General features: G+C 69.1%; 27 protein-coding genes. 17 read left to right on the top strand and 10 right to left on the bottom strand.

From position 1 onward, the window contains the following. Positions 1 to 5 precede the first annotated feature (5 nt). Together xdhC and QZM72_RS11030 are read left to right on the top strand one after the other, a co-directional pair. Positions 6 to 674, top strand: a complete 669-nt coding sequence (gene xdhC, locus QZM72_RS11025; protein WP_089466781.1) for a xanthine dehydrogenase accessory protein XdhC — start codon at positions 6 to 8, stop codon at positions 672 to 674. Positions 675 to 787: 113 nt separating this feature from the next. After that, a complete protein-coding gene (locus QZM72_RS11030) occupies positions 788 to 1,189 on the top strand; it encodes a nuclear transport factor 2 family protein (protein ID WP_089466782.1) in 402 nt (133 codons plus the stop codon). A 44-nt stretch (positions 1,190 to 1,233) separates the two neighbouring features. Here QZM72_RS11030 and QZM72_RS11035 read toward each other — a convergent pair whose 3' ends face one another. The 3 genes from QZM72_RS11035 to QZM72_RS11045 all read right to left on the bottom strand — a co-directional run bounded on the left by QZM72_RS11035 (position 1,234) and on the right by QZM72_RS11045 (position 4,438). Further along, on the bottom strand, positions 1,234 to 2,181 hold the full coding sequence (locus QZM72_RS11035) for a LysR family transcriptional regulator (protein WP_089466783.1): 948 nt from the start codon (positions 2,179 to 2,181) through the stop codon (positions 1,234 to 1,236). An 81-nt stretch (positions 2,182 to 2,262) separates the two neighbouring features. Then, entirely contained in the window at positions 2,263 to 2,901 is a 639-nt protein-coding gene (locus tag QZM72_RS11040) for a DsbA family protein (protein WP_089466784.1), read from the bottom strand. 94 nt (positions 2,902 to 2,995) lie between these two features. After that, positions 2,996 to 4,438 (bottom strand): TAXI family TRAP transporter solute-binding subunit, encoded by a 1,443-nt coding sequence (locus QZM72_RS11045; protein ID WP_301738067.1) that lies wholly within the window; start codon positions 4,436 to 4,438, stop codon positions 2,996 to 2,998. 431 nt (positions 4,439 to 4,869) lie between these two features. On the opposite strand from QZM72_RS11045, the gene QZM72_RS11050 reads away from it, so the two are divergent. Together QZM72_RS11050 and QZM72_RS11055 are read left to right on the top strand one after the other, a co-directional pair. Continuing rightward, the gene (locus QZM72_RS11050) at positions 4,870 to 5,235 is read left to right on the top strand and encodes a BON domain-containing protein (RefSeq protein ID WP_089466786.1); all 366 of its coding nucleotides are present in this window, start codon (positions 4,870 to 4,872) and stop codon (positions 5,233 to 5,235) included. Positions 5,236 to 5,373: 138 nt separating this feature from the next. Next, positions 5,374 to 7,461, top strand: coding sequence for a D-(-)-3-hydroxybutyrate oligomer hydrolase (locus QZM72_RS11055; protein WP_301738068.1), 2,088 nt, complete (start codon positions 5,374 to 5,376; stop codon positions 7,459 to 7,461). 209 nt (positions 7,462 to 7,670) lie between these two features. Here QZM72_RS11055 and QZM72_RS11060 read toward each other — a convergent pair whose 3' ends face one another. Beyond that, positions 7,671 to 7,928, bottom strand: coding sequence for a hypothetical protein (locus QZM72_RS11060; protein ID WP_301738069.1), 258 nt, complete (start codon positions 7,926 to 7,928; stop codon positions 7,671 to 7,673). Positions 7,929 to 8,076: 148 nt separating this feature from the next. On the opposite strand from QZM72_RS11060, the gene QZM72_RS11065 reads away from it, so the two are divergent. Beyond that, positions 8,077 to 9,912, top strand: a complete 1,836-nt coding sequence (locus QZM72_RS11065; RefSeq protein ID WP_089466788.1) for a S10 family peptidase — start codon at positions 8,077 to 8,079, stop codon at positions 9,910 to 9,912. Positions 9,913 to 10,197: 285 nt separating this feature from the next. Here the strand turns inward: QZM72_RS11065 and QZM72_RS11070 are convergent, their stop codons facing one another. The 5 genes from QZM72_RS11070 to QZM72_RS11090 all read right to left on the bottom strand — a co-directional run bounded on the left by QZM72_RS11070 (position 10,198) and on the right by QZM72_RS11090 (position 15,556). Next, positions 10,198 to 10,986, bottom strand: coding sequence for a sulfite exporter TauE/SafE family protein (locus QZM72_RS11070; protein WP_301738071.1), 789 nt, complete (start codon positions 10,984 to 10,986; stop codon positions 10,198 to 10,200). Between the two features lie 308 nt (positions 10,987 to 11,294). Then, complete coding sequence (locus tag QZM72_RS11075) at positions 11,295 to 12,734, bottom strand: DHA2 family efflux MFS transporter permease subunit (RefSeq protein WP_301738072.1); 1,440 nt, start codon at positions 12,732 to 12,734, stop codon at positions 11,295 to 11,297. A 144-nt stretch (positions 12,735 to 12,878) separates the two neighbouring features. Continuing rightward, on the bottom strand, positions 12,879 to 13,610 hold the full coding sequence (locus tag QZM72_RS11080; RefSeq protein WP_301738073.1) for a DsbA family oxidoreductase: 732 nt from the start codon (positions 13,608 to 13,610) through the stop codon (positions 12,879 to 12,881). A 180-nt stretch (positions 13,611 to 13,790) separates the two neighbouring features. After that, positions 13,791 to 14,585, bottom strand: coding sequence for a transcriptional regulator (locus tag QZM72_RS11085; protein ID WP_301738074.1), 795 nt, complete (start codon positions 14,583 to 14,585; stop codon positions 13,791 to 13,793). Continuing rightward, positions 14,582 to 15,556, bottom strand: a complete 975-nt coding sequence (locus QZM72_RS11090; RefSeq protein WP_301738075.1) for an ornithine cyclodeaminase family protein — start codon at positions 15,554 to 15,556, stop codon at positions 14,582 to 14,584. The genes QZM72_RS11085 and QZM72_RS11090 overlap by 4 nt, the downstream gene beginning before the upstream one ends. 362 nt (positions 15,557 to 15,918) lie before the next feature. Here QZM72_RS11090 and QZM72_RS11095 point away from each other — a divergent pair, with 362 nt between their 5' ends. The 10 genes from QZM72_RS11095 to groL all read left to right on the top strand — a co-directional run bounded on the left by QZM72_RS11095 (position 15,919) and on the right by groL (position 24,077). Continuing rightward, positions 15,919 to 16,698 (top strand): ABC transporter substrate-binding protein, encoded by a 780-nt coding sequence (locus tag QZM72_RS11095; protein ID WP_301738076.1) that lies wholly within the window; start codon positions 15,919 to 15,921, stop codon positions 16,696 to 16,698. A gap of 66 nt (positions 16,699 to 16,764) precedes the next feature. Next, the gene (locus tag QZM72_RS11100; protein WP_089466794.1) at positions 16,765 to 18,009 is read left to right on the top strand and encodes an FAD-binding oxidoreductase; all 1,245 of its coding nucleotides are present in this window, start codon (positions 16,765 to 16,767) and stop codon (positions 18,007 to 18,009) included. A 379-nt stretch (positions 18,010 to 18,388) separates the two neighbouring features. After that, complete coding sequence (locus tag QZM72_RS11105) at positions 18,389 to 18,748, top strand: hypothetical protein (RefSeq protein WP_301738077.1); 360 nt, start codon at positions 18,389 to 18,391, stop codon at positions 18,746 to 18,748. Positions 18,749 to 18,781: 33 nt separating this feature from the next. Then, positions 18,782 to 19,297, top strand: a complete 516-nt coding sequence (locus tag QZM72_RS11110) for a sigma-70 family RNA polymerase sigma factor (protein ID WP_301738078.1) — start codon at positions 18,782 to 18,784, stop codon at positions 19,295 to 19,297. Further along, on the top strand, positions 19,294 to 20,076 hold the full coding sequence (locus QZM72_RS11115) for an anti-sigma factor (protein ID WP_301738079.1): 783 nt from the start codon (positions 19,294 to 19,296) through the stop codon (positions 20,074 to 20,076). The genes QZM72_RS11110 and QZM72_RS11115 overlap by 4 nt, the downstream gene beginning before the upstream one ends. 26 nt (positions 20,077 to 20,102) lie before the next feature. Next, positions 20,103 to 20,522, top strand: a complete 420-nt coding sequence (locus tag QZM72_RS11120; RefSeq protein WP_301738080.1) for a quinol oxidase — start codon at positions 20,103 to 20,105, stop codon at positions 20,520 to 20,522. Continuing rightward, entirely contained in the window at positions 20,519 to 21,151 is a 633-nt protein-coding gene (locus QZM72_RS11125) for a DUF1571 domain-containing protein (protein WP_089466797.1), read from the top strand. The genes QZM72_RS11120 and QZM72_RS11125 overlap by 4 nt, the downstream gene beginning before the upstream one ends. A 39-nt stretch (positions 21,152 to 21,190) precedes the next feature. Further along, positions 21,191 to 21,703, top strand: a complete 513-nt coding sequence (locus QZM72_RS11130) for an SRPBCC family protein (protein WP_089467900.1) — start codon at positions 21,191 to 21,193, stop codon at positions 21,701 to 21,703. A gap of 393 nt (positions 21,704 to 22,096) precedes the next feature. Further along, positions 22,097 to 22,390: a co-chaperone GroES gene (gene groES, locus QZM72_RS11135; protein WP_004186661.1), complete on the top strand. Its 294-nt coding sequence runs from the start codon at positions 22,097 to 22,099 to the stop codon at positions 22,388 to 22,390. A gap of 46 nt (positions 22,391 to 22,436) precedes the next feature. After that, positions 22,437 to 24,077: a chaperonin GroEL gene (gene groL, locus QZM72_RS11140; RefSeq protein WP_012328020.1), complete on the top strand. Its 1,641-nt coding sequence runs from the start codon at positions 22,437 to 22,439 to the stop codon at positions 24,075 to 24,077. 181 nt (positions 24,078 to 24,258) lie between these two features. On the opposite strand, the gene QZM72_RS11145 is transcribed toward groL, so the two are convergent. Further along, on the bottom strand, positions 24,259 to 25,125 hold the full coding sequence (locus QZM72_RS11145; protein ID WP_089466798.1) for a hydroxymethylpyrimidine/phosphomethylpyrimidine kinase: 867 nt from the start codon (positions 25,123 to 25,125) through the stop codon (positions 24,259 to 24,261). A gap of 255 nt (positions 25,126 to 25,380) precedes the next feature. Between QZM72_RS11145 and QZM72_RS11150 the strand changes: the two genes are divergently transcribed. Next, positions 25,381 to 25,551: a rubredoxin gene (locus tag QZM72_RS11150; protein ID WP_004186709.1), complete on the top strand. Its 171-nt coding sequence runs from the start codon at positions 25,381 to 25,383 to the stop codon at positions 25,549 to 25,551. A gap of 104 nt (positions 25,552 to 25,655) precedes the next feature. Beyond that, the gene (locus QZM72_RS11155) at positions 25,656 to 26,957 is read left to right on the top strand and encodes a hypothetical protein (RefSeq protein WP_301738081.1); all 1,302 of its coding nucleotides are present in this window, start codon (positions 25,656 to 25,658) and stop codon (positions 26,955 to 26,957) included. Positions 26,958 to 26,988 lie beyond the last annotated feature (31 nt).

Here is a 26,988-nt window from a genome sequence, read left to right on the forward strand (position 1 = left end):
CGCGCATGAACGGCCCCGCTCGTTCGCCGCGTGCCGCGTCGCCCACGCCCGCCGCCGGATACGACGGTGCGTGCGGCAGCACGCCGTCGCAGCCGCAACCGTTCGCGCCGGGCACCGGCCAGCGCAACCGCGCGACCGCGGCACCGCGGCCGATGCACGTCGTGCTGTTCGGCGCCGGGCACGTCGGCCACGCGCTCGTCACGCTGCTCGGCGCGCTGCCGTGCGTCGTGCAGTGGGTCGACACGCGCGACGAGCTGTTCCCCGACGAATGTCCGCCGAACGTGCAGCCGGAGCCGACCGACACGCCGGAGGCCGTCGTCGACGCGGCGCCGCCCGGCACGTACTTCCTCGTGATGACGCACAACCACGCGCTCGACTTCGCGCTCGCCGCGCAGATCATGCGGCGGCGCGACTACGCGTACTTCGGGATGATCGGCTCGCGCACGAAACGCGTGAAGTTCGAGCGCCGGCTCGCCGCGCGCGGCGTCGATCCGGCGCGGCTCGTCGAGATGGTGTGCCCGATCGGCGTCGCGGGCATCGTCGACAAGGCGCCGGGCGCGATCGCGGTGGCTGTCTGCGCGGAGCTGCTGCAGGCCCGCTCGGGCATGCCGGTGGCCGATGCGAAGGCGGCCGCGGCCGGGCGCGCCCGCGACGACGTGTCCTGCGTGCGATAAAGCCGCGGCAAAACGGTCATGCCGCGCGGCCGGCGCACGGCCGCGCGTTTTTGCCTACACTGCACGACAACGCGCGGCAGCGGGCCGCGCTTCATGTCACCGCGCACGCACCCATGTCCGATCACTCCGTCTATCTCGACGCGCTCGATGCGAGCCTCGTCGCCATCGAGCGCTGGCTGTCCGGCGTCGATACCGTGCCGGCGGCGCTCGATGCGCTGCTTGCCGCGTTTTCCGCCGACTTCACGATGATCCTGACCGACGGCCGCATGGTCGACCGTGACGGCATGCGCGCGCTGTTCGCGAAGCTGGCCGGCTCGAAGCCGGGGCTGCGCATCACGCTGTCGGAGATCCGCGTGCGCGCGGCCGACGCGACGCATGCGGTGATCACCTATCTCGAAGCACAGCACGCGACATCGGGCGAACTGCCGGCGCGTCGCGCGACCGCCGTGTTCGCGCGCGACGCGGCGGGCGTCGTGCGCTGGGCCCATCTGCAGGAAACCTTCTGCACGGCCTGAGCGGCCGCGTTGCCTGACCAGTCGCGCGACGCTTTGGCCGCGCGTCAGCGCTTGCGGGTGCGGGCGACCGTCAGCTCGTCGGACACGCTCTGCATCAGCGCGCACAGCCACGCGATGTCGGTCGGCCGATCGGGTTGCGGATGGGTGAGCAGGTAGCTCTTGATGCGCGGGAACGGCACGGGCGGCGTGACGACGACGAGCGGCAACAGTTGCGCATAGTGCGTCGCGAAGCGGCGCGTCGTCGTGAAGATCAGGTCCGACTGCAGCAGCACCTGCGGCACGATGCCGAAGTACGGCAGCGTCGTCACGATGCGCCGCGTGAGGCGCGCACGTGCCAGGCCGATCTCGATCGCGTTGCGCTTGTCGCCGGTGTACGGCGTCGGCGCGACGTGCGCGGCCGCCGCATACGCGTCGCGCGTGAGCGGCTCGCGGGCGAGCGGATGCGCGTCGCGCATCAGGCACACGATCGTGTCGGAGAACAGGTCCTGGCGCGCGAACTGCGGGTCGGGCTTCGGCCAGTTGCCGATCACGAGATCGAGCGCGCCCGATTCGAGCGCGCCCGCGTGATCGAGCGCGGGATTCAGCGAATCGATTTCCAGACGCGCATGCGGCGCGGCGTCGCGAAAGCGCTCGATCAGCGTCGGCATGAAGAAATCGTTCAGGTAGTCGGGCGCGGCGACGCGGAACGTGCGCCGCGCGGACGACGGATCGAAGTCGCCGTGCGGCGTCGCGATGAAGTCGACCTCGCGCAGCGCGCGCGACGCGGCTTCGAGCAGCGACGCGCCGTATTCGGTCGGCACCATGCCGGATTTGCCGCGCACGAGGATCGGATCGTTCAGCGTCTCGCGCAGCTTGCGCAGCGCGGTGCTGATCGCGGGCTGGGTCTGGTTCAGCCGCAGCGCGGCCTGCGTGACGCTGCGCTCGAGCAGCAGCGTGCGCAGCACGCGCACGAGCCAGATGTCGAGCGAGGCGGTACGGTCGTCGTCTTCCATCGATGGGGGGTGATTCCAGTGACGCGTAACCTTACCGCAGCCGTGCGTTGCCGTGCGTGATACCGGCCATCACGCACGCCATCACGCGCGGCCCTTCGGCAGCGTGCTGATCCGCTTGACCTCGCGCGATTCGAGCCAGTTCGGCGTGCGCGCGCAGTACAGCACCATCGGCAGCGCGTCCTCGCCCCAGAACAGTTGCTGGTTCATCCAGAACGTCGGCACGCCGAACACGCCGAGCGCGATCGCGTCGGCCGTGTTGCGCGCCAGCTGCGCGGCGGTTTCCTCGAATTCGATCAGCTCGTCGCCGTGGCTCACGCCGACGCGTTCGCACAGCGCCGCGAAGCCTTCCGGCGTCGACGGATCGTTGCCTTCGCGCCAGATGAAGCGGAACATTTCCAGCACCGTCGCGATATCGGCGCGCAGCGCGATCGCGAGGCGCAGCACCTTGTCGGAATCGAACGGGTGCGCGGGCGGCATCTTGAAGCGGATGCCGAGCTGTTCCGCGCGGAACAGCGCGTGACGGTACGTGAATACACGCTTGGCCGGCACGTCGGCGGTCGCGCGCTGGCCCCAGTGGCGCTGGAGGTCGGTCAGCGACACGGCCACGGGCTGGAACGGCACGTCGGGCCATTTGTCGTGCTGCTCGAGCAGCAGATACGAGAACGGCGACACGAAGTCGAAGAACCAGGCGGGTTGGGCGGTATCGAGGCCGGTTGTCATGTCGTTCTCCAGAGGGTGGGGCGTGCGGCGCCTGGCGGCGGCCTCCATGTTACGCGGCAGCGCGCGCATGCAGCAATGATCGCGGATCGTTCGCTCACGCGGAACCGGGAGTCGCCCGGGGGGCGTCGCCGGCCGGCGGCGGGCCGGTTTCCGCGCGCGCCGGCGGGTTGCCGGCGCCGGGCGGGCCCGCCGGCGCATCCGGGTCGTGCGACGTGAGCCGCTCGCGCACGAAGCCGATGTGCTCGCGCAGCACGTAGAACTGCCCGGCGTACGCGAGCGGCATCTTCATCCGGTTCACGGCCTCCTCGATGTCGTCGAGCTGGTCGAGCAACTGCACGCGCTCCTCGGCCGTATGCTCGCCGAGCGCGCTGCGCTCGAGCGCGATCAGCGCGCCGTACCAGCGGTAGATGCGCGAGCGCACGCGCCAGCCGTACAGCGACGGCACGAGCCGCAACCCGGGGATCAGTACGACGATCAGCGGCACGACCACCACCAGCAACCGGTCGACGAGGCTCGCGACCCAGAACGGCAGCCGCCGGTACAGGAAGCTCTTGCCGGATTTGTAGTAGCGCGCGGCGTCGTCGGACAGCGGAAAGCCGCGCGTGACGGACGACGGGAATTCGCCCGCGTGCTGCAGGATCGTCGCGTGGCCGTGCACTTCGCGCGCGGCCTCGATCAGCAGGTCGGACAGCGCCGGGTGCAGCGAGTCGCGCGCGACGAGTTCGATCGTCGGCGCGACCGTGTGGATGTCGGCGGGCGGCAGGTTGCGGCCGAGATCGTAGACGCCCATCGGCAGCGTGATCGCGGTCAGGTACGGAAAGCGCCGCGCGTACGCCTCGGCCTGCGTGAACGAATACACGTGCACGCCGGGCGCGCGGAACAGCTTCGCCATCACCGGGATCTGCGTCGAGTCGCCGGACAGGAAGGCGGCGTCGATCTTGCCGTCGAGCAGCGCGGTCGCGGCGTCCTCGCCGGCGGTCGGCAGGAGCGCGGTCGGGCCGCCCGGCACGATGCCGTTCATCTTCAGCAACGCGAGGCTCAATTCGCGCGCGCCGCTGCCTTCGACGCCGAGCGCGAGCCGCTTGCCCTTGAAGTCGGACAGGCGCGCGACGACCGGGCCGCGGTACATGATCGCGAGCGGCACGTAGCCGATGCTGCCGAGCGACACCAGGTGCTCGTCGCGCGCCTTCGGGCCGATGCCGCTCTGCACGAAGCCGACGTCGACCGGCGCGTTCGGGTTCGACAGCCGCGCGAGGTTCTGCGCGGAACCCTCGGACGATTGAACGTCGAGCGTGACGCCGTTTTTCGCGAGGATCGTCTTGTATTTCTGCGCGGCGTTCCAGTACGTGCTGCCGGGCGGGCCGGCCGAGATCACGAGCGTGGACGGCGGGGCCGGCTGGATCAGCTTGACCGCGAGCCAGACCGCCGCGCCGGCGAGCAGCACGGTCGGGCCGATCGACAGCGCGAGGTCGCGCCACGAGACGGCGACGAAGCGGGCGAGGATGCGGCGCGGCGGGCGAGGGCGGGCAGGCTTCATGGGATCGGCGGATGACGCTGGCGTGACGCATCGATGACGGTCGTCGCGGGACGACGCGGATTCTCGCGGCGATGGTACCCGGTTTCGCCGCGCATGCGCGAATCCGGCGGGCTCGCGCGGCGGCGCGGCGACGGCGGCGGGCGCCGGCGCGTCAAAAGCTTTGCGCTTCGGCGGGCGCTGGATTACATTGTGCGACGCAGCCGCGCCCGATTCGCGCGCGACCCGGCACGTCATCAGACCGGGCGCGTCCGGCCGGCGGCTGCCCGGCCCGGCCGGCCCGCTTTCGCGTGCGCCGGCCGCCGGCCCGTGACGCCTCTCTCGTATCGCCGTGGAAAACACCGGCTGTCCCGCCCGTTCGCGCGCGGGCCGGCTGTTTTTGGGGGTATCCGGCCGTACTGTGCACGGCCGTTCCGGAGTGATAAGGAGATAGCATGAAGTCGATCGTGTTGAGAGCGTTGGGTGTCGCCGCCGTGGCGGCCTGTCTGTCGGGCAGCGTATATGCGCAGTCGAGCGACGCAGCGGCGACGGAAGCGCCGGCGGCCGCGACGAGCGCGCCGAAGGCCGCCGCGAAAACCGCGAAGAAGGCGAACCGCAAGCTCGGCTACGCGGTGCGCAAGGCCATTACGAAGGCAGGCGGCATCGACGTGGCGAACATCACCGTGCGTTCGAAGGGCGGCGCGATCTCGCTGGAGGGCACGGTGCCCGATCAGGCACAGATCGACAAGGCGGAAGAGGCAGCCAAGAGCGTGAAGGGCGTGACGTCGGTCACGAACAAGCTGACGGTTCAGCAGCAGTAACGCCGGGCGGCGGCGCGCGAGCGCCGCGCGCGCCCGTTTCCAGGCGGGCCCCGGCATGCCGGGGCCCGTTTGCGCTTCAGAGGCCGACAACCGCGCGCGGCGCGGCGGCGGGCCGATAACGATATCGAGGGGGCGGCGATGACGAAGTTCGGGTGGGGCAGGCGGGTGGTGGGGGGCGCGGCGCTGGCCGCGGTCGCGATGCTCGGCGCCTGCAACGGCGACGAGTCGGCCGAGCGCAACCGGTTGCCCGGCTTCGTGTCCGGCAGCGTGCGCACGACGGCCTACGACGGCGCGAGCGACGATCTGCTGACGGCCGGCCTCGGCAAGACGGGCCTCGCGGCGGCGAGCGCGCCGGGCTTCGCGAATCCGTCGCGGCCGACCAGCGCCGAATTGCGCCGCCTCGCCATCTGGTCGAATTACCGCGCGCTCGTCGACATGAGCGCGAACGGCGGCTACGGCCGCTTCTGGGGGCCGAACGTCGATCTCGACGGCAACGACACGCTCGGCGAAGGCAAGATCCCCGGCACCGAATATCTTGCGTATTCCGATGACGGCAGCGGCAGCAAGAACGTGACGCTGCTCGTACAGGTGCCTGCCGGCTTCAATCCCGCGCAGCCCTGCATCGTCACGGCAACGTCGTCCGGCTCGCGCGGCGTGTACGGCGCGATTTCCGCGGCCGGCGAATGGGCGCTCAAGCGCGGCTGCGCGGTGGCCTACAACGACAAGGGCGGCGGCAACGGCGCGCACGAGCTCGGCTCCGACACCGTCACGCTGATCGACGGCACGCTCGCCGACGCGGTGCTGGCCGGCGCCGCGAGCCTGTTCACCGCGAACGTGACGAGCGGCGATCTCGCCGCGTTCAACAGCCGCTTCCCGAACCGCTATGCGTTCAAGCACGCGCATTCGCAACAGAATCCCGAGCAGGACTGGGGGCGCATGACGCTGCAGGCGGTCGAATTCGCGTACTGGGCGCTCAACGAGCAGTTCGGCCCGCTGATCGACGGCACGCATCACGGCGTGCGCTATCGCGCGGGCGACATCACGACGATCGCCGCGTCGGTCAGCAACGGCGGCGGCGCGTCGCTCGCGGCGGCCGAGCAGGACAACCGCGGGTGGATTACCGCGGTCGTGGTCGGCGAGCCGCAGATCAACGTGCGGATGGCGCCGAATGCGGTCGTCCGCGCGGGCGGCCAGCCGGCGCCGTCGTTCGGCCGGCCGCTGGCCGATTACGCGACGCTCGCGAACCTGCTGGAACCGTGCGCGGCCGCGTCGGCGTCGCTCGCCGGCGCGCCGTACCTGAGCGCGCTGCCGGCCGCGACCACGCAGTCGATCCGCACGCAGCGCTGCGCGACGCTCGCCGCGGCCGGGCTGGTGGCGGGCGCCGACACGCAGAGCCAGGCGGCCGACGCGCTCGCGCAGCTCCACGCGGCCGGCTATCTGGCCGATTCCGACCTGCTGCAGGCGCCGATGTGGGATTCGCAGGCGATTCCCGCGATCGCGGTCACCTATGCGAACGCGTACACGCGCTCGCGCGTCACCGACAACCTGTGCAACTTCAGCTTCGCGACCACGAACGCGGCGGGCGCGGTCGCGGCGCCCGCCGCGTCGCCGATGCCGGCCGTATTCGGCGTCGGCAACGGCGTACCGCCGACGGCCGGCATCAATCTCGTGTTCAACAACGGCGCGGGCGTCGACCACCGGCTCGCGACGCCCGATGCAAGCTTCGCGGGCGCGCTGTGCCTGCGCCAGCTGTGGACGAACGGGATGCTCGGCATGCCCGCGAACGTCGACGCGGTGCGCGTGAACGCGAACCTGCACGGCAAGCCGGCGATCATCGTGCAGGGCCGCAGCGACGCGCTCGTGCCCGTGAACCACGCGTCGCGCGCGTACGTCGCGCAGAACGGCATCAGCGAAGCCGGGCGCAGCCAGCTGGTGTTCTACGAAGTGACGAACGGCCAGCACTTCGACGCGTTCCTGTCGGTTCCGGGCTTCGATACCCGCTTCGTGCCGGTTCACTACTACAACGTGCAGGCGCTGAACCTGATGTGGCGGCACCTGAAGAACGGCGCGCCGCTGCCGCCGTCGCAGGTGATCCGCACGGTGCCGCGCGGCGGCACGCCGGGCGCCGCGCCCGCGCTGACGAGCGCGAACCTGCCGCCGATCTCGGGCGCGCCGGGCGCGAACGCGATTTCCGTCGGCGCCGGCACGATCGACGTGCCGCTCTGACGGCGGCTGTCACCCGCCTCCCACGAGCCGGACAGCCGTCCGGCTTTTTTTATGCGCGTCTCTGGAATCGGTCCCGGACTGCCTTTTATCCGAATGGCGAGTGCTGTAACAAATTCTTACTTTACGGCAATAAATCCGGAACTTATTATGCGCCGGTATTTTAACTTAATTTAATAAATCAGATTACGAGAATATTTCTTTCCATTTAGTTAATCGATCCTTTCGATTTTATTCAATCGGCTCGAGTCGCGATTGATCGCCGCTTCGCGATTAATCGATATCTCGCCGACGGGGATCGTTCGTCTGTTCGAAGTGAAGGCGCTTTGCCGGTCGGGCTTTGCGAGGCGTTCTTTTGTCCGTCGCTTTTGCCGTGCCGGCAAATCCGCGGGAATGAATCCGTATTGCGGCGGATCGTTGAATTGTCGTTGGCAATGGAATTGATGCCATTGTGCGGTTGCAAAAAACATGGGTGGGGTAAATCGTGCCGATCGGTATTCGCCGATTCGGTAAAAAACTCGGAATGCGTCGCATAACGTATGCATTCCCGGTGCGGAGCGTCGGCGCAAATGATCCTTTGCGACCGGCGGTATTTATCGTTCTGTTCGAGAGGCAATAATGACGACACGGAAGTCCTTGAAAGACGGTTTCGCGCTATTCGGAACGACCTTGAGCGTACCGCTCGCCGCCGCGGCGGCCGCGGCGCTGCTCGTCACGGGGTGCGGCGGCGACGACGGGCCGAGCCCGACGGCGTCGGCCGCCACCGCGGCCGCGACGTCCAGCGGCAGCACGTCGGCCAGCACCGACGCAACGGCCGCCACCGCGGCCGACCAGCCGTACGTCGACACCGACGTGTACGGCACCGGGCCGAACGATGCGGTCACGGATTCGACGGAAGGCGCGGCGGTCGTGCACCGCCAGGTCACGATCGGCGGCAAGACGATCAAGTACACGGCCACCACCGGCCACCTGACGACGATCGATCCGGTCACGTCGGCGCCGAACGCGAAGATGTTCTACGTCGCGTACACGCAGGACAATCCCGACCCGTCGAAGCCGCGCCCGGTCACGTTCTTCTACAACGGCGGCCCGGGCTCGTCGTCGGTCTACCTGCTGCTCGGCTCGTACGGGCCGAAGCGCCTGCAGTCGTCGTTCCCGAACTTCACGCCGCCCGCGCCGTACAAGCTGCTCGACAACCCGGACAGCCTGCTCGACCGCACCGACCTCGTGTTCATCAACCCGGTCGGCACCGGTTACTCGACCGCGATCGCGCCGGCGAAGAACAAGGACTTCTGGGGCACCGACCAGGACGCACGCTCGATCGACCGCTTCATCCAGCGCTACCTGACCAAGTACTCGCGCTGGAATTCGCCGAAGTTCCTGTACGGCGAGTCGTACGGCACCGCGCGCAGCGCGGTCGTGTCGTGGGTGCTGCACGAGGACGGCATCGACCTGAACGGGATCACGCTGCAGTCGTCGATCCTCGACTACGCGAACGCGTTGTCCGCACCGGGCACGTTCCCGACGCTCGCGGCCGACGCGTTCTACTGGAAGAAGACGACGCTCAACCCGACGCCGACCGATCTCGATGCGTACATGGTGCAGGCCCGCAACTACGCGGACAACACGCTCGCGCCGCTCGCGCAGAAGCCGAACCCGCAGGACGGCGGCTTCGTGAACGTGCGGCTGAACCTGAACCTGCAGACCGCGCAGCAGATGGGCGCGTACATCGGCACGGACCCGACGTCGCTGATCCAGACCTTCGGCAACCCGGCCGCGCTCGGCAACGTGCCGTCCTCGGACGACAACCCGCCGTACACGTTCTTCCTGACGCTCGTGCCGGGCACGCAGATCGGCCAGTACGACGGTCGCGCGAACTTCACGGGCAAGGGCATCGCGCCGTACATCCTGCCGAACTCGGGCAGCAACGATCCGTCGATCACGAACGTCGGCGGCGCGTACACGGTGCTGTGGAACAGCTACATCAACACCGACCTCAAGTACACGTCGACGTCGTCGTTCGTGGACCTGAACGACCAGGTCTTCAACAACTGGGACTTCAGCCACACGGACCCGACTGGCGCGAACAAGGGCGGCGGCAACACGCTGTACACGGCCGGCGACCTGGCGTCGACGATGAGCGTGAACCCGGACCTGAAGGTGCTGTCGGCGAACGGCTATTTCGACGCCGTCACGCCGTTCCACCAGACGGAGCTGACGCTCGCGCAGATGCCGCTCGATCCGACGCTGAAGGCGCAGAACCTGACGATCAAGAACTACCCGTCGGGCCACATGATCTACCTGAACGACGCGTCGCGGACCGCGCTGAAGGGCGATCTCGCCAACTTCTACGACGGCATCCTCGCGAATCGCACCGCACTGCAACGCGTGCTGAAGCTGCAGGCGCGCACGCAGCAGATGAAGCAGCAGAAGCTGCGGCAGCAGGGGCAGTAAGCGGCGAGGGCGGTCACGCCGCCCGCCGGCCGCCGCGACGAAAAAATGCACTCGCGCATGCGTCCCGGCGCTGCGGGTCGTGTGCGTCGATGGCGGCGCTGCCGTTCCTCGAGATGCCCTCGAGAGTCATGGACTCCCGGGGGCATTTTTTTGTGTCGGAGGGGGCGTCGCCCCGGAGGTCGCAGGTGACGGCTTCCCTAATCCTCAAAACAGGGATGGAAATCCCTCTATCGAGGATGGGCATGCGCCGGCGGCGGCGTTTGTCATCAGGCGCGAGGCGCCCGCTTACGCCAGCACGAGCCGCACGCCGACCGCGACCAGGGTCGACGCGAGCAGGTTGCGCAGCAGCCGTTCGGGCGCGCGCGCCGACAGCAGGCTGCCGATCACGATGCCGGGCAGCGAACCGAGCAGCAGCGACAGCAGCATCGACCAGTCGACGGAGCCGAGCAGCCAGTGGCCCATGCCCGCGACCAGCGTGAGCGGCACCGCATGCGCGATGTCGGAACCGACGATGCGGGTCGTCGCGAGCAGCGGATACAGCAGCAGGAGCACGGTCACGCCGATCGCGCCGGCGCCGACCGACGTCATCGACACGAGCACGCCGAGCACGGCGCCCGTCAGCACGGTCGACCACAGCGTGCGCGCGGGGCTCGGCGCGAGCGGGTTGCGCGCGGCGAACGCCGTGAGCTGAGGGCGAAAGATCAGCGCGAGCGACGTGAGCAGCAGCGCGACTCCGAGCACGAGCTGGATCATCCGCGCGGTGCCGGGCGTGTTCATCCCGTGCGTGTGCAGCCACCACAGCGTGAGCGTCGCGGCCGGTACGCTGCCCGCCGCGAGCCGGCCCGTGATGCGCCAGTCGACCGTGCCTTTCAGGCCGTGGACGAGCGTGCCGGTGGCCTTGGTCGCGGCCGCGTACAGCAGGTCCGTGCCCACCGCCGTCGCCGGGTGGACGCCGAACAGCAGCACGAGGATCGGCGTCATCAACGAACCGCCGCCGACGCCCGTCAGGCCGACGAGAATGCCGACGAACAGGCCGGACAGCGAGTACAGCAGATCGATATGGGGAAGCGACATCGGAGGCAGGCGGTTATATGGCGTTCGGCGGCGGTGCGCGGCGGCGGCGCTGCGCGCGTCAAAGTCCGCCATTGTCGCAAAAGTGGCGCGTCAATGTACGACTGCGTTAAAAATCGCCGGGAGATCCGCACTGCATACGGCCGACGGGACATGAGACGGGCGTTTGAACACGAGCGCGGCCGACGAGAGTGATCGACCTGAAAGCGATGGAGAATCGGGGGCAGATGACGCATATCCGGCGCGCATAAAAAAGGGCGCGACAATGCGCGCCCTGGCTCGATGCCGGTTCCCGGCCCGCCCGTCGACGGTCAGTGCATCGCGGGCCCGGTGCCTTCGACCGCGCGTGGCGGCCGGATGCGCAGCGCCAAACCGGCCAGCGCTGCCACGGCCGCAAACGCCGCGCCGAACGCGAAGGCCGCGTGGTAGCCGCCGTTCAGCGCGTCGAGCGGCGTCGCTCGTGCCGCTGCGAGCGCGTCGGTACGGGCGCCGGCGAGACTCGCGAGGACCGCGAGCCCGAGCGCGCCGCCCATCATGAACGCGGTGTTGACGATGCCCGACGCGAGCCCGGAATCGGCCGGGTCGACATCGTTCATCGCGGCGAGCAGCACCGGATTGAACGCGACGCCTGCACCGATGCCGAGCAGCGTCATGCCGGGCAGCACGTGCCACGCGAAACCGCCGTCGACCGGTGCGCGCGAGAACAGCGCGAGGCCGCACGCCGCGATCAGCAGGCCGGCGGCGATCGGGCCGCGGATGCCGAAGCGCATCACGATCCGCGCCGACAGCCCGAGCGAGAACGCGGCCATGATCAGGTTCGCCGGCAGGAACGCGAGGCCGACCTGCAGCGGCCCGTAGCCGAGCACGCGCTGCATGTACAGCGCGGACAGAAAGAACCACGCGAACATCGCGGCCGCCCACAGCACGGCGATCGCGTTCGCGAGCGCGACGTTGCGCGCGGCGAATAGCGTAAGCGGCATCAGCGGATGCGCGGCGCGCGACTCGATCGCGATGAACAGCGCGAGCAGCACGACGGCCGCGCCGATCAACGCGACGGTCTGCGTCGACAGCCAGCCTGCCTCGTTGCCGCCGACGATCCCGTAGACGGCCAGCATCAGCGAGGCCGTCACCGTGATCGCGCCGGCGACGTCGAGCCGCGCGGCGCCGGCCGGCGCGCGCACGCGCGGCAGCAGCGCGGCGCACATCGCGTAGACCGCGACGCCGATCGGCAGGTTGACGAGGAAGATCCAGTGCCACGACAGCGAGCTCGTCAGCAGCCCCCCGAGCAGCACGCCGATGCTGCCGCCGCCCGCGCACACGAAGCCGTAGACGCCCATCGCGCGCGCGCGTTCGCCGGGCTCGGTGAACAGGTTCATGATCAGCGACAGCGAGACGGCCGACACGACCGCGCCGCCGAGCCCCTGCACCGCGCGTGCGGCGATCAGCATCGCCTGCGATTGCGCGAGCCCGCACGCGAGCGACGCGAGCGTGAACACGACGAGGCCCGCGAGGAACATGCGCCGCTGGCCGTACAGGTCGCCGAGCCGGCCGCCGAGCAGCAGGCAGCCGCCGAACGTCAGCAGGTAGGCATTGACGACCCACACGAGGGCCGTTTCGGTGAAGTGGAGGTCGGTGCTGATCGACGGCAGCGCAACGTTCACGATCGTGCTGTCGAGCACGATCATCAGCACGCCGAGGCAGAGCACGATCAGCGCGTACCAGCGCTTCTCGCCGTGAATCCCGTGGGTCATGGGCGCGCAGCCTTCTCGTCGTTATAGGGAAGGATGCATTGTAGACGCCGCCGGCGCGGGCTTCCTGTCGGTTCATGGCAGGAGCGTCGCGTAGTGGCGCGCAATGGCGCATTTGGCCCCGGCGCGCGTGAAGCGGGATGCGCGTTACGCGCGCGCCGGCAGGTCGCAGCCGTCGGGGCCGCAGGCGGCCGCGTCGTCGCCGCCCAGTTCGACGACGCCGTCGCGCCACGCCTGGTCGAGTGCTTGCGCGAACGCGTCGGCCGGCTGCGCGCCCGATACCGCGTAGCGGCCGCCGAACACGAACAGCGGCACGCCGCGCCCGCCGATCTGTGCGGCGCGCGCGATGTCGGCGTCGACTTCGTCGCGGTACGCGTCGCTGCGCAGCACCGCTTCGACGGCCGAGCGCTCGAGCCCGGCTTCGACCGCGAATGCGGTCAGCGCGGCATGATCGAACAGCGAGCCGTGCTCGCAGAAATACGCGCGATACAGGCGCTCGGTCAGCGCGTGCGCGCGGCCCGACGCTTGCGCGAGCTTCACGAGCCGGTGGCCGTCGAGCGTGTCGCCGACCAGCGTGCCGGGCAGGTCGTAGCGCAGCCCGACGCTCGCGGCCGCCTCGGTCACCTGCCGCAGCATCTGGTCGACCTGCGCGGGCGCCATCCGGTATTTGCCCGCGAGCATCGCCTCGACCGGCTCGACGGGCTGGCCGGGCATCAGCCGGTATGCGCGCAGCGCGACGTCGACGCGCTCGGCGTGCGCGAACGCGGCCAGCGCTTCGTCGAAGCGGCGCTTGCCGATCCAGCACCACGGGCAGATCAGGTCGGACCAGATTTCGACGGTGAGGGTCGGGCGGGCGGTCGGGGCGGGAGCGGTCGTCATGGGCGGTTCGGGACGGCAAAAAAATGTAACCGAGACTATATCACTTTAGGTTTCCAGGCTCTGTCGTCCGCTGGCCCGTGCGGCATGCAGCCGCGCCCGCGTATCGCGAGCCTGGACGCGGAAACGGCCGCCCGGCACCGATGGCCGGGCCCGGCCGTCATGACGCCCGCCGCATCGCGCTCAGGCGTCGCCCTGCGTTTCCTTCAGGTGCTTCAGATGCTTGTAGACCGTTGCGCGCCCCATCCCGAGCACGTTCGCGACGTAGTTCGCCGCGCTCTTGCCGCGAAACGCGCCTTCCGCGTACAGCGCCTCGACGAGTTCGCGGCGGTGCTCGCGCGTGAGCCCGTTCAACCCGACCTGCCGTTCGCGCAGCCAGCCGTGCAGGAACGTGTTGATGCGCTCCTGCCAGTCGTCGCGGAACAGCTCGTCGGGCTGCGCGACGACGCCCGCGCCCTTGATGAACAGGTCCAGCGTCGCGCGCACCTCGTCGAACACCGCGATGTTGAAGTTGATGCACATCATCCCGGCCGGGCGGCCTTCGTCGTCGAACAACACGTTGCTCACGCAGCGCATGCGCCGGCCGTCCCAGTTCAGCTTCTCGTACGGGCCGATCACGCGCTCGCGCGCCGAATGATCGATTTCCTCGAGCGCGGAATCGTCGCCGACCTCGCGCTTGGACAGGTTGTTCGCCAGATACAGCACGGTCTGGTCGTGCAGGTCGTGGATCACGACTTCCGCGTACGGGAAGAACAGCGCGGCGATACCGTCGGCGATCGGCGCATAGCGGGTGAGCAGCAGGTCTTTGACGGGAGATTTCTTCTTGCGCATCGGTGTCGCGATCTCGGGTGGGCGGGAGCCGGGCAGCGTGTCGGGCCGGCGGGCCGGCGCATCGTCGGCCGGCATGCCCGTGCGCCCGCGCGCGGCCGCCGCGGCGGTTGCGCCATTGTATCGGCCCCGCGCGCGCGGGGCGCTCATCCGCGCGTCAGATGCATGTACAGCGCGTGCGCGATCGCGATGTCCTCCAGCCCGAGGCCGATCGAGCGGAACAGTGAGTGACGCGTGCGCGACGGCGCCGCGCAGGTGCCGGCGACGAGCGCGGGCAGGTCGCCGACGATCCGGCCGGCATCCCAGCCGTGCTCGGCCGCCGCGATCAGCATCTCGCCGGCGCTCGCGGGCGTCGTGTGCCGGTAGTCGCAGTAGACGTCCATGTCGGGCAGCCATGCGGGCGGAATTTCGTGCGCACGGGCGACGTTCGTGCTGATCGACGTGACGAGCGCGGGGCGCGTGAGCATCCCGTCGCCGAGCACCGGTGTGCCCGACGACGTGCACAGCATCACCACGTCCGCGTCGCGCACGCACGCCTCGACGCTCGCCGCCGCGCGTGCGCGCGGGTCGAGCGCGGCGAGGCTTGCCTGCAGCGCCGCATCGCCGGCCAGCGCGGGCGAGTACACGCGGATCGTGGCCCAGTCGCGCAGCGCCGCCGTGTGCCGCAGGTGCGCGAGGCCGACCGCGCCCGCGCCGACGATCGCCAGATGGCGCGCGTCGCGCGGCGCGAGGCAGTCGACCGCGAGCGCCGTCGTGCCGGCCGTGCGTTCGACGGTCAGCAGCCCCGCGTCGCACCACATCAGCGGCTGGCCGGTTTGCATCGACATCAGTGCGGTCCATGCGGTGACGATCGGTTTCCCGCCGGGTTTACCGCCCGTCACGACATACGGCGACAGCTTCGCGCCGAACACCTGCTCGTCGGCGAGCGCGCCGAGATACGTGATGAAGTCGCCGGCCTGGTCGGGAAACAGCGTGAGCGTCTGCGGCGGCTGCACCGCGCGCGCCGCGGCGAGCGACGCGAACGTGCGGCGCAGCGTGCCGAGCACGTCGAGCGACGGCAGCGCCGCGCGCACCGCGGCTTCGTCGACGGTCAGCGGCAGGGTGGGAACGGTTTGCGTCATCGGGACATCTCCGGTGCGCGCTGGACAGAAAGTCTCGAAAGACGGTGTCCGGCGGATTTTATGGACTTGAAAGTCTAATATAGACAAACAAAATCGGGATGATTTTTTCTTTTCGAGATGTCATGGCGGTGCCGGGATCGTGAAAAACACCATGAAATCAACGGTATTTACGCATGGACAACGAAATTTCGACGTCGAGCAACGCGGTGATCTCCTCGTATCCACTGTAGTCTATAGTAGACTTATAGTCTATATTTCACGTGCAGGACCCGACACGTCGCGATGCGGCGGCGGCCTGCGTCGAATGCCGACCCGGCGCACGACCGATCTTCATCGCCTCACTCCGGAACAGAAGGACCGTCATGAACTGGAAATTTTCCCTCTGCGCCGCCGCGGCGCTCGCGTGCGCGGCCGTCACGGCCCATGCCGAACAGACCACGTTGCGCTTCGGGATCGAAGCCGCCTATCCGCCGTTCGAGAGCAAGACGCCGGCCGGTCAACTGCAGGGGTTCGACGTCGATGTCGGCAACGCGGTATGCGCGAAGCTGAACATGAAGTGCGTGTGGGTCGAGAATGCGTTCGACGGGCTGATCCCGGCGCTGCAGGCGCGCAAGTTCGACGCGATCAATTCGGCGATGAACATCACCGCGAAGCGCAAGCAAAGCATCGACTTCACGCCGGCGATCTACGTGGTGCCGATCGTGATGGTCGCGAAGCGCGGCTCGCCGCTGAAGCCCGACGTCGCGAGCCTGCGCGGCAAGCACGTCGGCGTGCTGCAGGGCTCGTCGCAGGAGGATTTCCTGAAGGCACACTGGGCGAATGCGGGCGTGGCCGTCGTGTCGTATCCGGATCAGGACCAGATCTACGCCGATCTCGTCGCGGGCCGTCTCGACGCGGCCGTGCAGGAAGCGCAGACCGCGCAGGACGGGTTCCTCGACAAGCCGGCCGGTCGCGACTACCAGATCGTCGGCGAGCCGCTGAAGGATCCGGCGACCCTCGGCGAAGGCACCGGCTTCGGGCTGCGCAAGAACGACAAGGCGCTGCAGGCGAAGATCGTCGGCGCGCTCGACGCGCTGAAAAAGGACGGCACGCTGAGCGCGCTGTCGCAGAAGTACTTCAAGCGCGACATCATCGCGAAGTGAGCGCCGCCGCGTGCCGGCCGCGGGCCGGCACACCGCGCATCCCATCTCGACGCAGTGCGGGGGACCATGGATTTCGACGTCATCGTTCTGGGGGCCGGCATCGTCGGCGTGTCGTCGGCGCTGCATCTGCAGGATCGCGGGCTGCGCGTCGCGCTCGTCGACCGGCGCGCGCCCGGCGAGGAAACCAGCCACGGCAACGCGGGGCTGATCGAGCGCTCGTCGGTCGTGCCGTATGCGTTTCCGCGCCGGCTCGGCACGCTGCTGCGCTACGCGCGCAACCGTTCGGTCGATCTCTATTGGGATTACCGCGCGCTGCCTGCGTATGCGGGCTGGCTCGCGCGCTTCTGGCGCGAATCGTCGCCCCAGCGGCTCGCGGCCGCCGCGCGCGACCTGCTGCCGCTCGTCGCGGCGAGCGTCGTCGAGCACGATGCGCTGCTCGCGCGCACCGACGCGCAGCCGCTCGTGCACGACGGCGGATGGATCGAGGCGTTCCGTTCGCCCGCGCTGTTCGACGCGCAAGCGCGCGTGCAGCAGCAGGTCGCCGCCGCGCACGGGCTGCGGATGACCGTGCTCGACGCGCATGCGTTGCGTGCGCGCGAGCCCGGTATCGGCGACGCATTCTGCGGCGCATTCCACTGGCAGGATCCGAAGACCGTGTCGAGCCCGGGCGGGCTGACCCAGGCCTATGCGCGGCTGTTCGAGCGCGACGGCGGCACGTTCGTGCACGGCGACGCGACGACGCTCGTGCAGGTGGACGACGGCTGGCAGGTCCGGTCCGAACACGGGCCGATCTCGGCGCGCTCGGCCGTGATCGCGCTCGGGCCGTGGTCCGATCAGGTATTCGCGCCGCTCGGCTACCGGATTCCGCTGCGCGCGAAGCGCGGCTATCACATGCATTACCGGCCGACACGCGCGCCGCTGAACGTGCCCGTGTGCGATACCGAGGCGGGTTTCGTCGTCGCGCCGATGGAGGGCGGCCGCCTGCGGCTCACGACGGGCGTCGAGATCGCGCCGCGCGACGCGCCGCCGACCGGCGTGCAGCTCGCGCGCGCCGAACCGCTGGCGCGCGACGCGTTCGGCATCGGCGAGCGGCTCGATCCGGAACCGTGGCTCGGGATGCGGCCGTGCACGCCCGACATGCGTCCGGTGATCGGGCCGGCGCCGCGCCACCGTCATTTGTGGTTCGCGTTCGGCCACTGCCATCACGGGCTCACGCTTGGGCCCGCCACCGGCCGCCTGCTCGCCGAAATGATGACGGGCGCGCCGACTTATATCGATCCCCATCCGTATCGGCCTGCACGTTTCGGCTGAACTTGGGGCGCGCAGATGCGGTTTTGGCCGCCGGCACGCGCAGGACGTCGTGAACCAGGTCACCGGCACGTTTGGCAACGTCGGCGGCGCAGGGAGCCCGCTCGCACCGGTGACGACGCTGCTCCGGTCGCCGACCGGCGCATTGCCGAGGTAACCGGCAGCAACCGCACGACGCTTTGTCATTTCCGGCTTCCCGCGTGCTTACGTCGTATGAATGATGCGTCGCCGCTCGTCGCGCCGCCGCATGGAATAACCGACCACCGCCGTCCGTTTACATACCGAGTTCCGGCACGGCCGCCCGGCGGGATAATGATCGCGACGAAGCCGATCGTCCCGCCCGGCGGCAGCGTGTCGCGACACGACGCCAAGGAGAACGGGAATGAAACGGATGCTCTTCGCTGCCGCGTTGACGGCGGCGATCGTGCGGCCGGCGGCCGCGGAACCGCCCCAGGTCGGCGACGGGAAACTGGTCGACGAAGCCCACATGACGCTGTATGTGTTCGATCGCGATGCGCCGGGCAAGAGCATGTGCGACGGCACGTGCGCGGCCAACTGGCCGCCCGCGCTCGCCGACGCGTACGACAAGGCGTCGGGCGCGCTGAGCCTCGTCGCCCGCGACGACGGCAAAAAGCAATGGGCATACCGCGGCCGTCCGCTGTATCGCTGGAAGATGGACCACCAGGCCGGCGACGCGGGCGGCGACGGAATCGGCGGCATGTGGCACGTCGCGCGGCCGTGACCGTGAGTGCGCGACGACGCGCGAGGCGCCCCGATGAGCTATGAATCGGACCTGCTGGTGTGGCTTCCGCATCTCACGCGCTATGCGCGCGCGCTGACGGGCGAGCGCGCGTGGGCCGACGATCTCGTGCAGGACACGCTCGAGCGTGCGCTGAACCGGCCGCCGCGCGACGGCAGTAACCTGCGCGCATGGCTGCTGACGCTGTTGCGGCACCGATTCATCGACCAGTTGCGCGCGCGGCACGAGATCGCGGTCGACGACGCGACGGCGCCCTGGCAGACGATGGCCGCGCCGGTCGGCGAGGTCGGCGGGCTGGAGTTGCGCGACGTGCAGCGCGCGCTGTACCGGCTGCCGGTCGAACAGCGCGAGGTGCTGCTGCTGGTCGCGCTCGAGGAGTTGAGCTATCGCGATGCCGCGCAGGTGCTCGGCGTGCCGGTGGGCACCGTGATGTCGCGGCTCGCGCGGGCGCGCGCCCAGATGCGCGCGCTGCTGTCGGACGCGCCGTCGACGCACGGCGCGGCCACGTTACGGGTGATCGGGAAGCCATGATGGACGATCCGCGCAAGCCTTCGAACGAGCAGGAAGACGATGCGTCGGCGCAACTGCTGTCCGCGCTGCTGGACGGCGAACTGTCCGGGCATGAGCGGCGCGAGGTCCTCGCGCGCCTGCAGGCCGATCCGCAGGAAGCCGAACGATTCGCGCATTACCGCGCACAGCGCGATGCGCTGAAGGCGCTGTTCCCGTTGCCGGGCGCGGCGCCCGCGTTGTTCGTGCAGCGCCGCGCGTCGCGCTGGCGCGCCGTCGCGCATGCGTTCGCGGGGCTGGCGGCCGGGCTGCTGATCGGTGTCGCGCTGCATGCGGGCTGGGCGGCGTTCGGCCGCGAACCGGCGTTCGCCGCGCGCGCCGATGTCGCGTACGCGGTGTACGCGGCCGACCGCGAACATCCGGTGGAAGTCGGCGCGGCCGATCCCGGGCGTCTCGCCGCGTGGTTGTCCGCGCGCGTCGGTCGGCCGGTGCGCGCACCGTCGCTCGACGAATACGGCTACGCGCTGCTGGGCGGCCGGTTGCTGCCCGGCGACGCGGGGCCGGCCGCGCAGCTCATGTACCAGCGCGCGGACGGCGCGCGCGTGACGCTGTACATGACCGCATACGACGCGCGGCGTCTCGCGCCGCAGGCGCTGTCGGCCGACGGCCGCTACACGTATTTCTGGTCGGATCGCGGCATGGGTTATGCGCTGTCCGGCCGTGGCGACGAACGGCGTCTGCGCGAGCTGGCGATCGACGCATGCGGTGCGCTGGGCGGGCCGACCGATGCGTGGAAGGGGTGACGCGCGGCGCCCGCGGGGAGCAGGCGATGAAGATGGCGATGATGAAGGGGCTCGTGCTGACGGCGTGCCTCGCGGGCACGATGCTTGCGCACGCGGACGGCGACCCGCCCGTGCGCGTGCCGGTTGATGCCGATGGCGTGCAGCGCGTGACGATCGTCGGCGGCAGCTATTTCTTCCGGCCGAATCATGTGATCGTCCGCGCGCACCCGCCGGTCGAGCTCACGGTATCGGCCGAGCCCGGCGTGGTGCCGCACAGTTTCGAAATCGACGCGCCGCAGGCCGGCATCGCGGTACGCACCGAACTCGATACGACGCCGAAGACGTTCCGTTTCACGCCGGTGCAGCCCGGGCGATTCGCCTACTATTGCACGCACCGGCTGCTGTTTTTCAGAAGCCATCGCGAGCGCGGGATGGAAGGCGTGCTCGAAGTCGAGGCGGCGCCGTGATCGCCGCGTTGCTGGCCGCGAGCCTGATAGGAGCGAGCATGACAGCCGATCCCGTGACCGCCGCGCAGGCGCATTTCGACCACGTCCGCTCGTACCGCGCGACGATCCGCTCGTCGGCGCGCGACGGCGAGCACACCGAAATCCGCTACGCGTACCTGAAACCCGGCTTCGTCCGGATGGATTTCGTGTCGCCGCATCGCGGCGCGGTGCTCGCATACGATCCCGGCGACGGCAAGGTCACGCTGCGCCCGTTCGGCACGCATGCGCCGCCCGCGCTGACGCTGTCGCCGTCCAATCCGCTCGTGCGCGACCGCGCCGGCCACCGGGTCGACCGCTCCGACGTCGGCGAACTGCTGCGCAACGTCCATGCGCTGCAGCAGGGCGGCGCGACGGTGACCGAAGGCGAGGAGGCCGTCGGCGGCCGGACCGCGCAACGCGTGCTGGTCACGGGCGCGCCCGCGCACGCGGTCGACGGCGTGCATCGCTACCGGTTGTGGCTCGACGCCGCGGACGGTTTTCCGCTGAAAGTCGTCAGCTATGCCGGCGACGACGACGTGCCGCTCGAAACCGTGACGCTCGACGACGTGGAAATCGACGTCGCGTTTCCCGAGCGTTTCTTCGCGCCCTGACGGCGCGCCGTGTTCCTGAACGCGCATGCCGGAGGCTGCATGGCGGAGTACCGGTTTTCGACGACCTGGCGGGTGGATGCGCCGCTCGCGGCGGTCTGGGACGCGATTTACCAGGCCGATCGCTGGCCCGACTGGTGGAAGGGCGCCGTGCGCACCGTCGAGCTCGAGCCCGGCGACGCGCGCGGCGTCGGCGCATTGCACCGGTATACCTGGAAGGGCGCGCTGCCGTACCGGCTGACCTTCGACATGCGCGTGCGGCGCGTCGAGCGGCCGCATGCGCTCGAAGGCCATGCGAGCGGCGCGATCGAGGGCGACGGCCGCTGGTCGTTCGCCGCCGACGGCGCGCGCACCGTCGTGCGCTACGACTGGCACATCCGCACGCACGGCTGGATGAACTGGCTGGAGCCGCTCGCGCGGCCGCTGTTCCGATGGAATCACGACGTCGTGATGCGCGAAGGCGCGAAGGGGCTCGCGCGCCGGCTGGGCGCGACCGTCGAAACGGACGGCCGGACCTTCCGGCCGCTGTCCGGCGCGGACTGCGCCGACGCGTGAAATCGGCCGGGCGACGCCGGCGGGCGAGCACGTCGCGGCGGACGAAATCGGCGCCCGCACGGTTTTTTTGATGCGATGTCGCCGGTCTCAGGAACTCCGGGCTTACCCGGTGTCCAAACGGGGCTGGATGGGTTCGGCGGGCCGCACGGCGCCGTCGTTCGGGTTGGATGAATGCCGCATGTCTTTGTTTAAAAAGGGGTTTTTGTTGTTTTTGCGTGTTTTTCCCGCCGCGTCGCCTCCCCGAAAATTCCTCCGGTTCTCCTTCTTGAATTTGTCAAAACCCGTCCATATAATTAGCACTCGCTGCACGAGAGTGCTAACAATTCTCTGCCGGGCACCCAGCCGGGCAGATTCCCTAAGCGTTCTTCAATCTCAGTCAAGAGAGGAGTGAATATGAACCTTCGTCCTTTGCACGATCGCGTGATCGTCAAGCGCCTGGATCAGGAAACCAAGACCGCCTCGGGCATCGTGATCCCCGACGCCGCTGCTGAAAAGCCGGATCAGGGCGAAGTCCTGGCGATCGGCCCGGGCAAGCGCGACGACAAGGGCGCCCCGATCGCGCTCGACGTGAAGGTCGGCGATCGTGTCCTGTTCGGCAAGTACGCAGGTCAGACCGTGAAGGTCGACGGCCAGGAACTGCTGGTCATGCGCGAAGAAGACATCATGGCCGTGGTCAACGCCAAGTAAGCGTCCTCCGACGGTACATATTCCCAAGAATTCAAGGAGTTAGAAGATGGCAGCTAAAGACGTCGTATTCGGCGATTCCGCCCGTTCGAAGATGGTCGAAGGCGTGAACATTCTCGCCAACGCAGTCAAGGTCACGCTGGGTCCGAAGGGCCGCAACGTCGTGCTCGAGCGCAGCTTCGGCGGCCCGACGGTCACCAAGGACGGTGTGTCGGTCGCGAAGGAAATCGAGCTGAAGGACAAGCTCCAGAACATGGGCGCGCAAATGGTCAAGGAAGTCGCTTCCAAGACCAGCGACAACGCAGGCGACGGCACGACGACGGCAACCGTCCTCGCGCAATCGATCGTTCGCGAAGGCATGAAGTACGTCGCATCGGGCATGAACCCGATGGACCTGAAGCGCGGCATCGACAAGGCAGTCGCAGCGGCTGTCGAAGAGCTGAAGAAGATCAGCAAGCCGTGCACGACCAACAAGGAAATCGCCCAGGTTGGCTCGATCTCGGCGAACAGCGATTCGTCGATCGGCGATCGCATCGCTGAAGCGATGGACAAGGTCGGCAAGGAAGGCGTGATCACCGTCGAAGACGGCAAGTCGCTGGCCGACGAGCTCGACGTCGTCGAAGGCATGCAGTTCGACCGCGGCTACCTGTCGCCGTACTTCATCAATAACCCGGACAAGCAAGTCGCCGTCCTCGACAACCCGTTCGTGCTGCTGCACGACAAGAAGGTGTCGAACATCCGTGATCTGCTGCCGGTGCTCGAGCAAGTCGCGAAGGCTGGCCGTCCGCTGCTGATCATCGCTGAAGACGTCGAAGGCGAGGCACTGGCCACGCTGGTCGTCAACAACATCCGCGGCATCCTGAAGACCGTTGCGGTCAAGGCGCCGGGCTTCGGCGATCGTCGCAAGGCGATGCTGGAAGACATCGCGATCCTGACCGGCGGTCAAGTCGTCGCGGAAGAAACCGGCCTGACGCTCGAAAAGGCAACGCTGGCAGAACTGGGCCAGGCGAAGCGCATCGAAGTGGGCAAGGAAAACACGACGATCATCGACGGCGCAGGCGAAGCCGTGAACATCGAAGCACGCGTGAAGCAAGTGCGCGCGCAAATCGAAGAAGCGACGTCGGACTACGACCGTGAAAAGCTGCAAGAGCGCGTGGCCAAGCTGGCAGGCGGCGTTGCAGTGATCAAGGTCGGTGCTGCGACCGAAGTCGAAATGAAGGAAAAGAAGGCACGTGTCGAAGACGCACTGCACGCGACGCGCGCAGCTGTGGAAGAAGGCATCGTGGCCGGTGGCGGCGTCGCGCTGATCCGCGCACGCACCGCGATCGCAGGCCTGACCGGCGCGAACGCCGACCAGAACGCCGGCATCAAGATCGTGCTGCGCGCAATGGAAGAGCCGCTGCGCCAGATCGTCACGAACGGCGGCGAAGAAGCCAGCGTCGTGGTGGCGGCGGTTGCTGCAGGCCAGGGCAACTACGGCTACAACGCAGCAACGGGCGAGTACGTCGACATGGTTGAAGCCGGCGTCGTCGACCCGACCAAGGTCACGCGCACCGCGCTGCAGAACGCAGCTTCGGTCGCAGGCCTGCTGCTGACGACGGACGCAGCCGTCGCGGAACTGCCGAAGGAAGACGCACCGATGCCGGGCGGCATGCCGGGCGGCATGGGCGGCATGGGCATGGACATGTAATCGACTTCGGTCGACGGTGTCCGGAGCGCGCAGCGATGCGCGCTCCAGCCAAAAGAAAAGACCCGCAGCGATGCGGGTCTTTTTTATGCGCGCGGTTTGATGCGTGCGCGGGGCGGCCGGATCCGTCACGCGCCAAGGCGGCGCGGCGTACGGCGGCGGAATCTGCCCGCCGCGTCGCGACTCAATGCCGGTGGGACGTCCTCGACACCAGGTCGGCCTTCACGGCCGGCGGCGAGTCCGACTCGTCGTTGCTGCGCGCCCAGAAGAACCGGTCGGGCAGATACGCGCCCATGCCGGGCCGGAACGCGTCGCGCACGGCCTGGTACAGGTATTCCTGCGCCTCGCGCACGGCTTCGGGCGGCTCCTGGCCGTTCGCAAGCAGCGCCGCGATGGCCGCGCCGAGCGTATCGGTGATGCCCATCAGCCGGTGCGGCGAGCGATCCCACATGTCTTCGCGAAGCTGGCCTTCCTCGCCGTACAGCGTATTGACGAGCCGGTGCGAGCCCGTTTCCGACGACAGGATGTATTCGCAGCCCTGCGACAGTAGATGCGACACGGCCGCGTCGAGATTCGGCGCCTCGGCATCGCCGTCCGGCTGCGCGAGCGCGATCAGCGTCGCGTGGTCGGCCACCAGCAACGTGGTTTGCGGCGCGAGCAGGTCGGCGATCGATTCGCGCAGGTCGTCGGCGGCGAGCACGTGCTCGTCGTCGAGCGTGAAGTCCGGCGCGAGCACGAGCGGCACGCCGTCGTAGTCGGCGACGACTTCGGCGATCGCGCTCACGACTTCCGCGCGCGTCGCCGCGCCGATCTTGAACGCGGCAACCGGCATGTCCTCGAGCAGCATGCGCGCCTGTGCGGCGACGACGTCGGGGTCGAGGCCGGTCACTTCTTCGCAGGCGGCCGAGTCGCGCACGGTATAGCCGGTCAGGACGGACACGCCGTGACAGCCCATGCTCGCCAGGGTCATCAGATCGGCTTGGAGGCCGGAGCCGCCGGTGGGATCGGACAGGCCGAAGGTAAGGACGATCGGAGGGGCGTTGCTGGACATGTAGAAATGGGGCAAGAGAAAAACGGACAAGCGACGGAAATGCGGACGGCGAGGCGAATGGGCTGGTTCGGCCCCGTGTTGCCCGGCAGGCCGCACTTTTCGACCATTATGCGGTGGAATCCGGCCGGGACGACGGATTTTTTAGCGCAGCGCAACGTAGTTGCCGTCCTCCAGCGCGATTGCTAGGCAGTCCGGCCCCGACACGGTACCATCATGGCTCCCGAATTTACCGACTTTTCCCCGACGCGGCTTAAGATGGAATACAAGAGCTGGATGTGCCTGATTTGTGGCTGGATTTACGACGAAGAAGCCGGGCTGCCGGAAGAGGGCATTGCCCCGGGCACGCGCTGGGAAGACGTCCCGATCAACTGGACGTGTCCCGAATGCGGCGCCCGCAAGGAAGACTTCGAGATGGTCCAGATCTGATCGGACCGCTGGCCCACGGACACTCTGCTCAGGCCTCGCCCCGGCCCGGTGCTCGCGCACCGCGGTTCGCGCGAGCGACTTGACGATGACAGGCGCGCGTGTCCATGACGTCCGATCCGGCGAACGTTCCCCAACCTGACGCATTGCCCAACCCGCGCGGCGGGGCCGTGCGCGCGGCCGACGCGTGGCTGGCGGCGGCCGCCGACGCATTCGAGCGGCGCGACGACGCCGCGGCGCCGCTTGCGGCGGCCGCGGCCGTGCTGGCCGAAGCCGGCTGGCTGCCGGCCGCGCGTTTCGCCGGGCAACTGGCGGCCGACGTGCCGCTCCTCGCCACCGAGCCGACTTCGGCGGGCTGGCGGGCGGCGCTGCGCGATTTTCGTGCGGCCGTCGGGCGCCACAACCTGCGCGAGCTCGCGTGTTCGCCCGTTCTCTTCGAGCATTTCCGTGCGTTGCGCGCGCAAGGCGCCGCCGACCTGCGCGCGAGCGTGCCGCTCGATGCGCTCGCGCTGGCCGGCCGTGCGGTCCCGCCTGCCACGTTGCGCGCACTGCCCGATGCAGTCGCGGCCCGGATTCGCGCCCGCTACGAGCAGGCGCTGCTCGGCGTGCTGCGGGCCGGACACGGCGCGCCGGGCGCGGCGCTCGACGAACTCGACGCGATGCTGGCCGCGCTCACCGACGACGGGCCCTACGATTTCTGGCGGCTCGCGGCCGCATGCGTACGCGCGCTGCGCGCAAGCGGCGCGCCCGAGCTGAAGCACTTTCTCGCGCGGATCAACCTGCTGCTCGGCGAACACGCGCAGGGCCGGCGCAGCGCGCCGCCCGAACTGGTGCGCGAGACGGTGGCGCTGCTGTGGCGCGATTTCGCGCTGTTCGGCGCCGCAGCCGAGGACGTCGCGTTCGTCGACGTGCTGCATGACTACGGGTTGACGGTCGACTGGCACGTCGCCGGCACGCCCGCATCCGAAGCGTTGTGGGAGGCCGATGCCGCGCGGGCCGAGCACGACGCGGTCGCTGCCGCGCCCACTCGTGCGCTCGGCGTCGTGACCGTCAACGCGCATGCCTATGAGGATTTCCTGCAGACCGCCGATGCATCGATGGCCGACCTTGCCGCCAACCCGGCCACGGCCGACGCCAGCGCCGCATGGCACGCGTCCGCCGCCGCCTACCGGGTCGGCACGGCCGCCTGCGCGCTCGGGCTCGGCCACGCGGCGCTACTGGCCGACACGCTTGGCCTGGCATGGCGTCGTGCGGCGCACGGCGTGCCGCTCGCCGACGGCGGCCTCGATGCGCACCGCCACGCGTCCGACATGCTGCGTGCGGCGCTCCTGAAGATCGCGGCCGGCGTCGCGCCGCCGGATCTCACCGCGGCTTCCGAAGCACTCGGCGCGGCCCTCGGCCGGACCTGACGGACAAGGGGACGGACACGCGACGGCGGCC

Source organism: Burkholderia sp. AU45388 (assembly GCF_030481585.1).
Taxonomy (GTDB): Bacteria; Pseudomonadota; Gammaproteobacteria; order Burkholderiales; family Burkholderiaceae; genus Burkholderia; species Burkholderia sola.

Bases quoted from the DNA above. Each gene is read 5' to 3' on its own strand.
- xdhC (WP_089466781.1), top strand. From the start codon at position 6: ATGAACGGCCCCGCTCGTTCGCCGCGTGCCGCGTCGCCCACGCCCGCC.
- QZM72_RS11030 (WP_089466782.1), top strand. From the start codon at position 788: ATGTCCGATCACTCCGTCTATCTCGACGCGCTCGATGCGAGCCTCGTC.
- QZM72_RS11035 (WP_089466783.1), bottom strand. From the start codon at position 2,181: ATGGAAGACGACGACCGTACCGCCTCGCTCGACATCTGGCTCGTGCGC.
- QZM72_RS11040 (WP_089466784.1), bottom strand. From the start codon at position 2,901: ATGACAACCGGCCTCGATACCGCCCAACCCGCCTGGTTCTTCGACTTC.
- QZM72_RS11045 (WP_301738067.1), bottom strand. From the start codon at position 4,438: ATGAAGCCTGCCCGCCCTCGCCCGCCGCGCCGCATCCTCGCCCGCTTC.
- QZM72_RS11050 (WP_089466786.1), top strand. From the start codon at position 4,870: ATGAAGTCGATCGTGTTGAGAGCGTTGGGTGTCGCCGCCGTGGCGGCC.
- QZM72_RS11055 (WP_301738068.1), top strand. From the start codon at position 5,374: ATGACGAAGTTCGGGTGGGGCAGGCGGGTGGTGGGGGGCGCGGCGCTG.
- QZM72_RS11060 (WP_301738069.1), bottom strand. From the start codon at position 7,928: ATGTTTTTTGCAACCGCACAATGGCATCAATTCCATTGCCAACGACAA.
- QZM72_RS11065 (WP_089466788.1), top strand. From the start codon at position 8,077: ATGACGACACGGAAGTCCTTGAAAGACGGTTTCGCGCTATTCGGAACG.
- QZM72_RS11070 (WP_301738071.1), bottom strand. From the start codon at position 10,986: ATGTCGCTTCCCCATATCGATCTGCTGTACTCGCTGTCCGGCCTGTTC.
- QZM72_RS11075 (WP_301738072.1), bottom strand. From the start codon at position 12,734: ATGACCCACGGGATTCACGGCGAGAAGCGCTGGTACGCGCTGATCGTG.
- QZM72_RS11080 (WP_301738073.1), bottom strand. From the start codon at position 13,610: ATGACGACCGCTCCCGCCCCGACCGCCCGCCCGACCCTCACCGTCGAA.
- QZM72_RS11085 (WP_301738074.1), bottom strand. From the start codon at position 14,585: ATGAGCGCCCCGCGCGCGCGGGGCCGATACAATGGCGCAACCGCCGCG.
- QZM72_RS11090 (WP_301738075.1), bottom strand. From the start codon at position 15,556: ATGACGCAAACCGTTCCCACCCTGCCGCTGACCGTCGACGAAGCCGCG.
- QZM72_RS11095 (WP_301738076.1), top strand. From the start codon at position 15,919: ATGAACTGGAAATTTTCCCTCTGCGCCGCCGCGGCGCTCGCGTGCGCG.
- QZM72_RS11100 (WP_089466794.1), top strand. From the start codon at position 16,765: ATGGATTTCGACGTCATCGTTCTGGGGGCCGGCATCGTCGGCGTGTCG.
- QZM72_RS11105 (WP_301738077.1), top strand. From the start codon at position 18,389: ATGAAACGGATGCTCTTCGCTGCCGCGTTGACGGCGGCGATCGTGCGG.
- QZM72_RS11110 (WP_301738078.1), top strand. From the start codon at position 18,782: ATGAGCTATGAATCGGACCTGCTGGTGTGGCTTCCGCATCTCACGCGC.
- QZM72_RS11115 (WP_301738079.1), top strand. From the start codon at position 19,294: ATGATGGACGATCCGCGCAAGCCTTCGAACGAGCAGGAAGACGATGCG.
- QZM72_RS11120 (WP_301738080.1), top strand. From the start codon at position 20,103: ATGAAGATGGCGATGATGAAGGGGCTCGTGCTGACGGCGTGCCTCGCG.
- QZM72_RS11130 (WP_089467900.1), top strand. From the start codon at position 21,191: ATGGCGGAGTACCGGTTTTCGACGACCTGGCGGGTGGATGCGCCGCTC.
- groES (WP_004186661.1), top strand. From the start codon at position 22,097: ATGAACCTTCGTCCTTTGCACGATCGCGTGATCGTCAAGCGCCTGGAT.
- groL (WP_012328020.1), top strand. From the start codon at position 22,437: ATGGCAGCTAAAGACGTCGTATTCGGCGATTCCGCCCGTTCGAAGATG.
- QZM72_RS11145 (WP_089466798.1), bottom strand. From the start codon at position 25,125: ATGTCCAGCAACGCCCCTCCGATCGTCCTTACCTTCGGCCTGTCCGAT.
- QZM72_RS11150 (WP_004186709.1), top strand. From the start codon at position 25,381: ATGGAATACAAGAGCTGGATGTGCCTGATTTGTGGCTGGATTTACGAC.
- QZM72_RS11155 (WP_301738081.1), top strand. From the start codon at position 25,656: ATGACGTCCGATCCGGCGAACGTTCCCCAACCTGACGCATTGCCCAAC.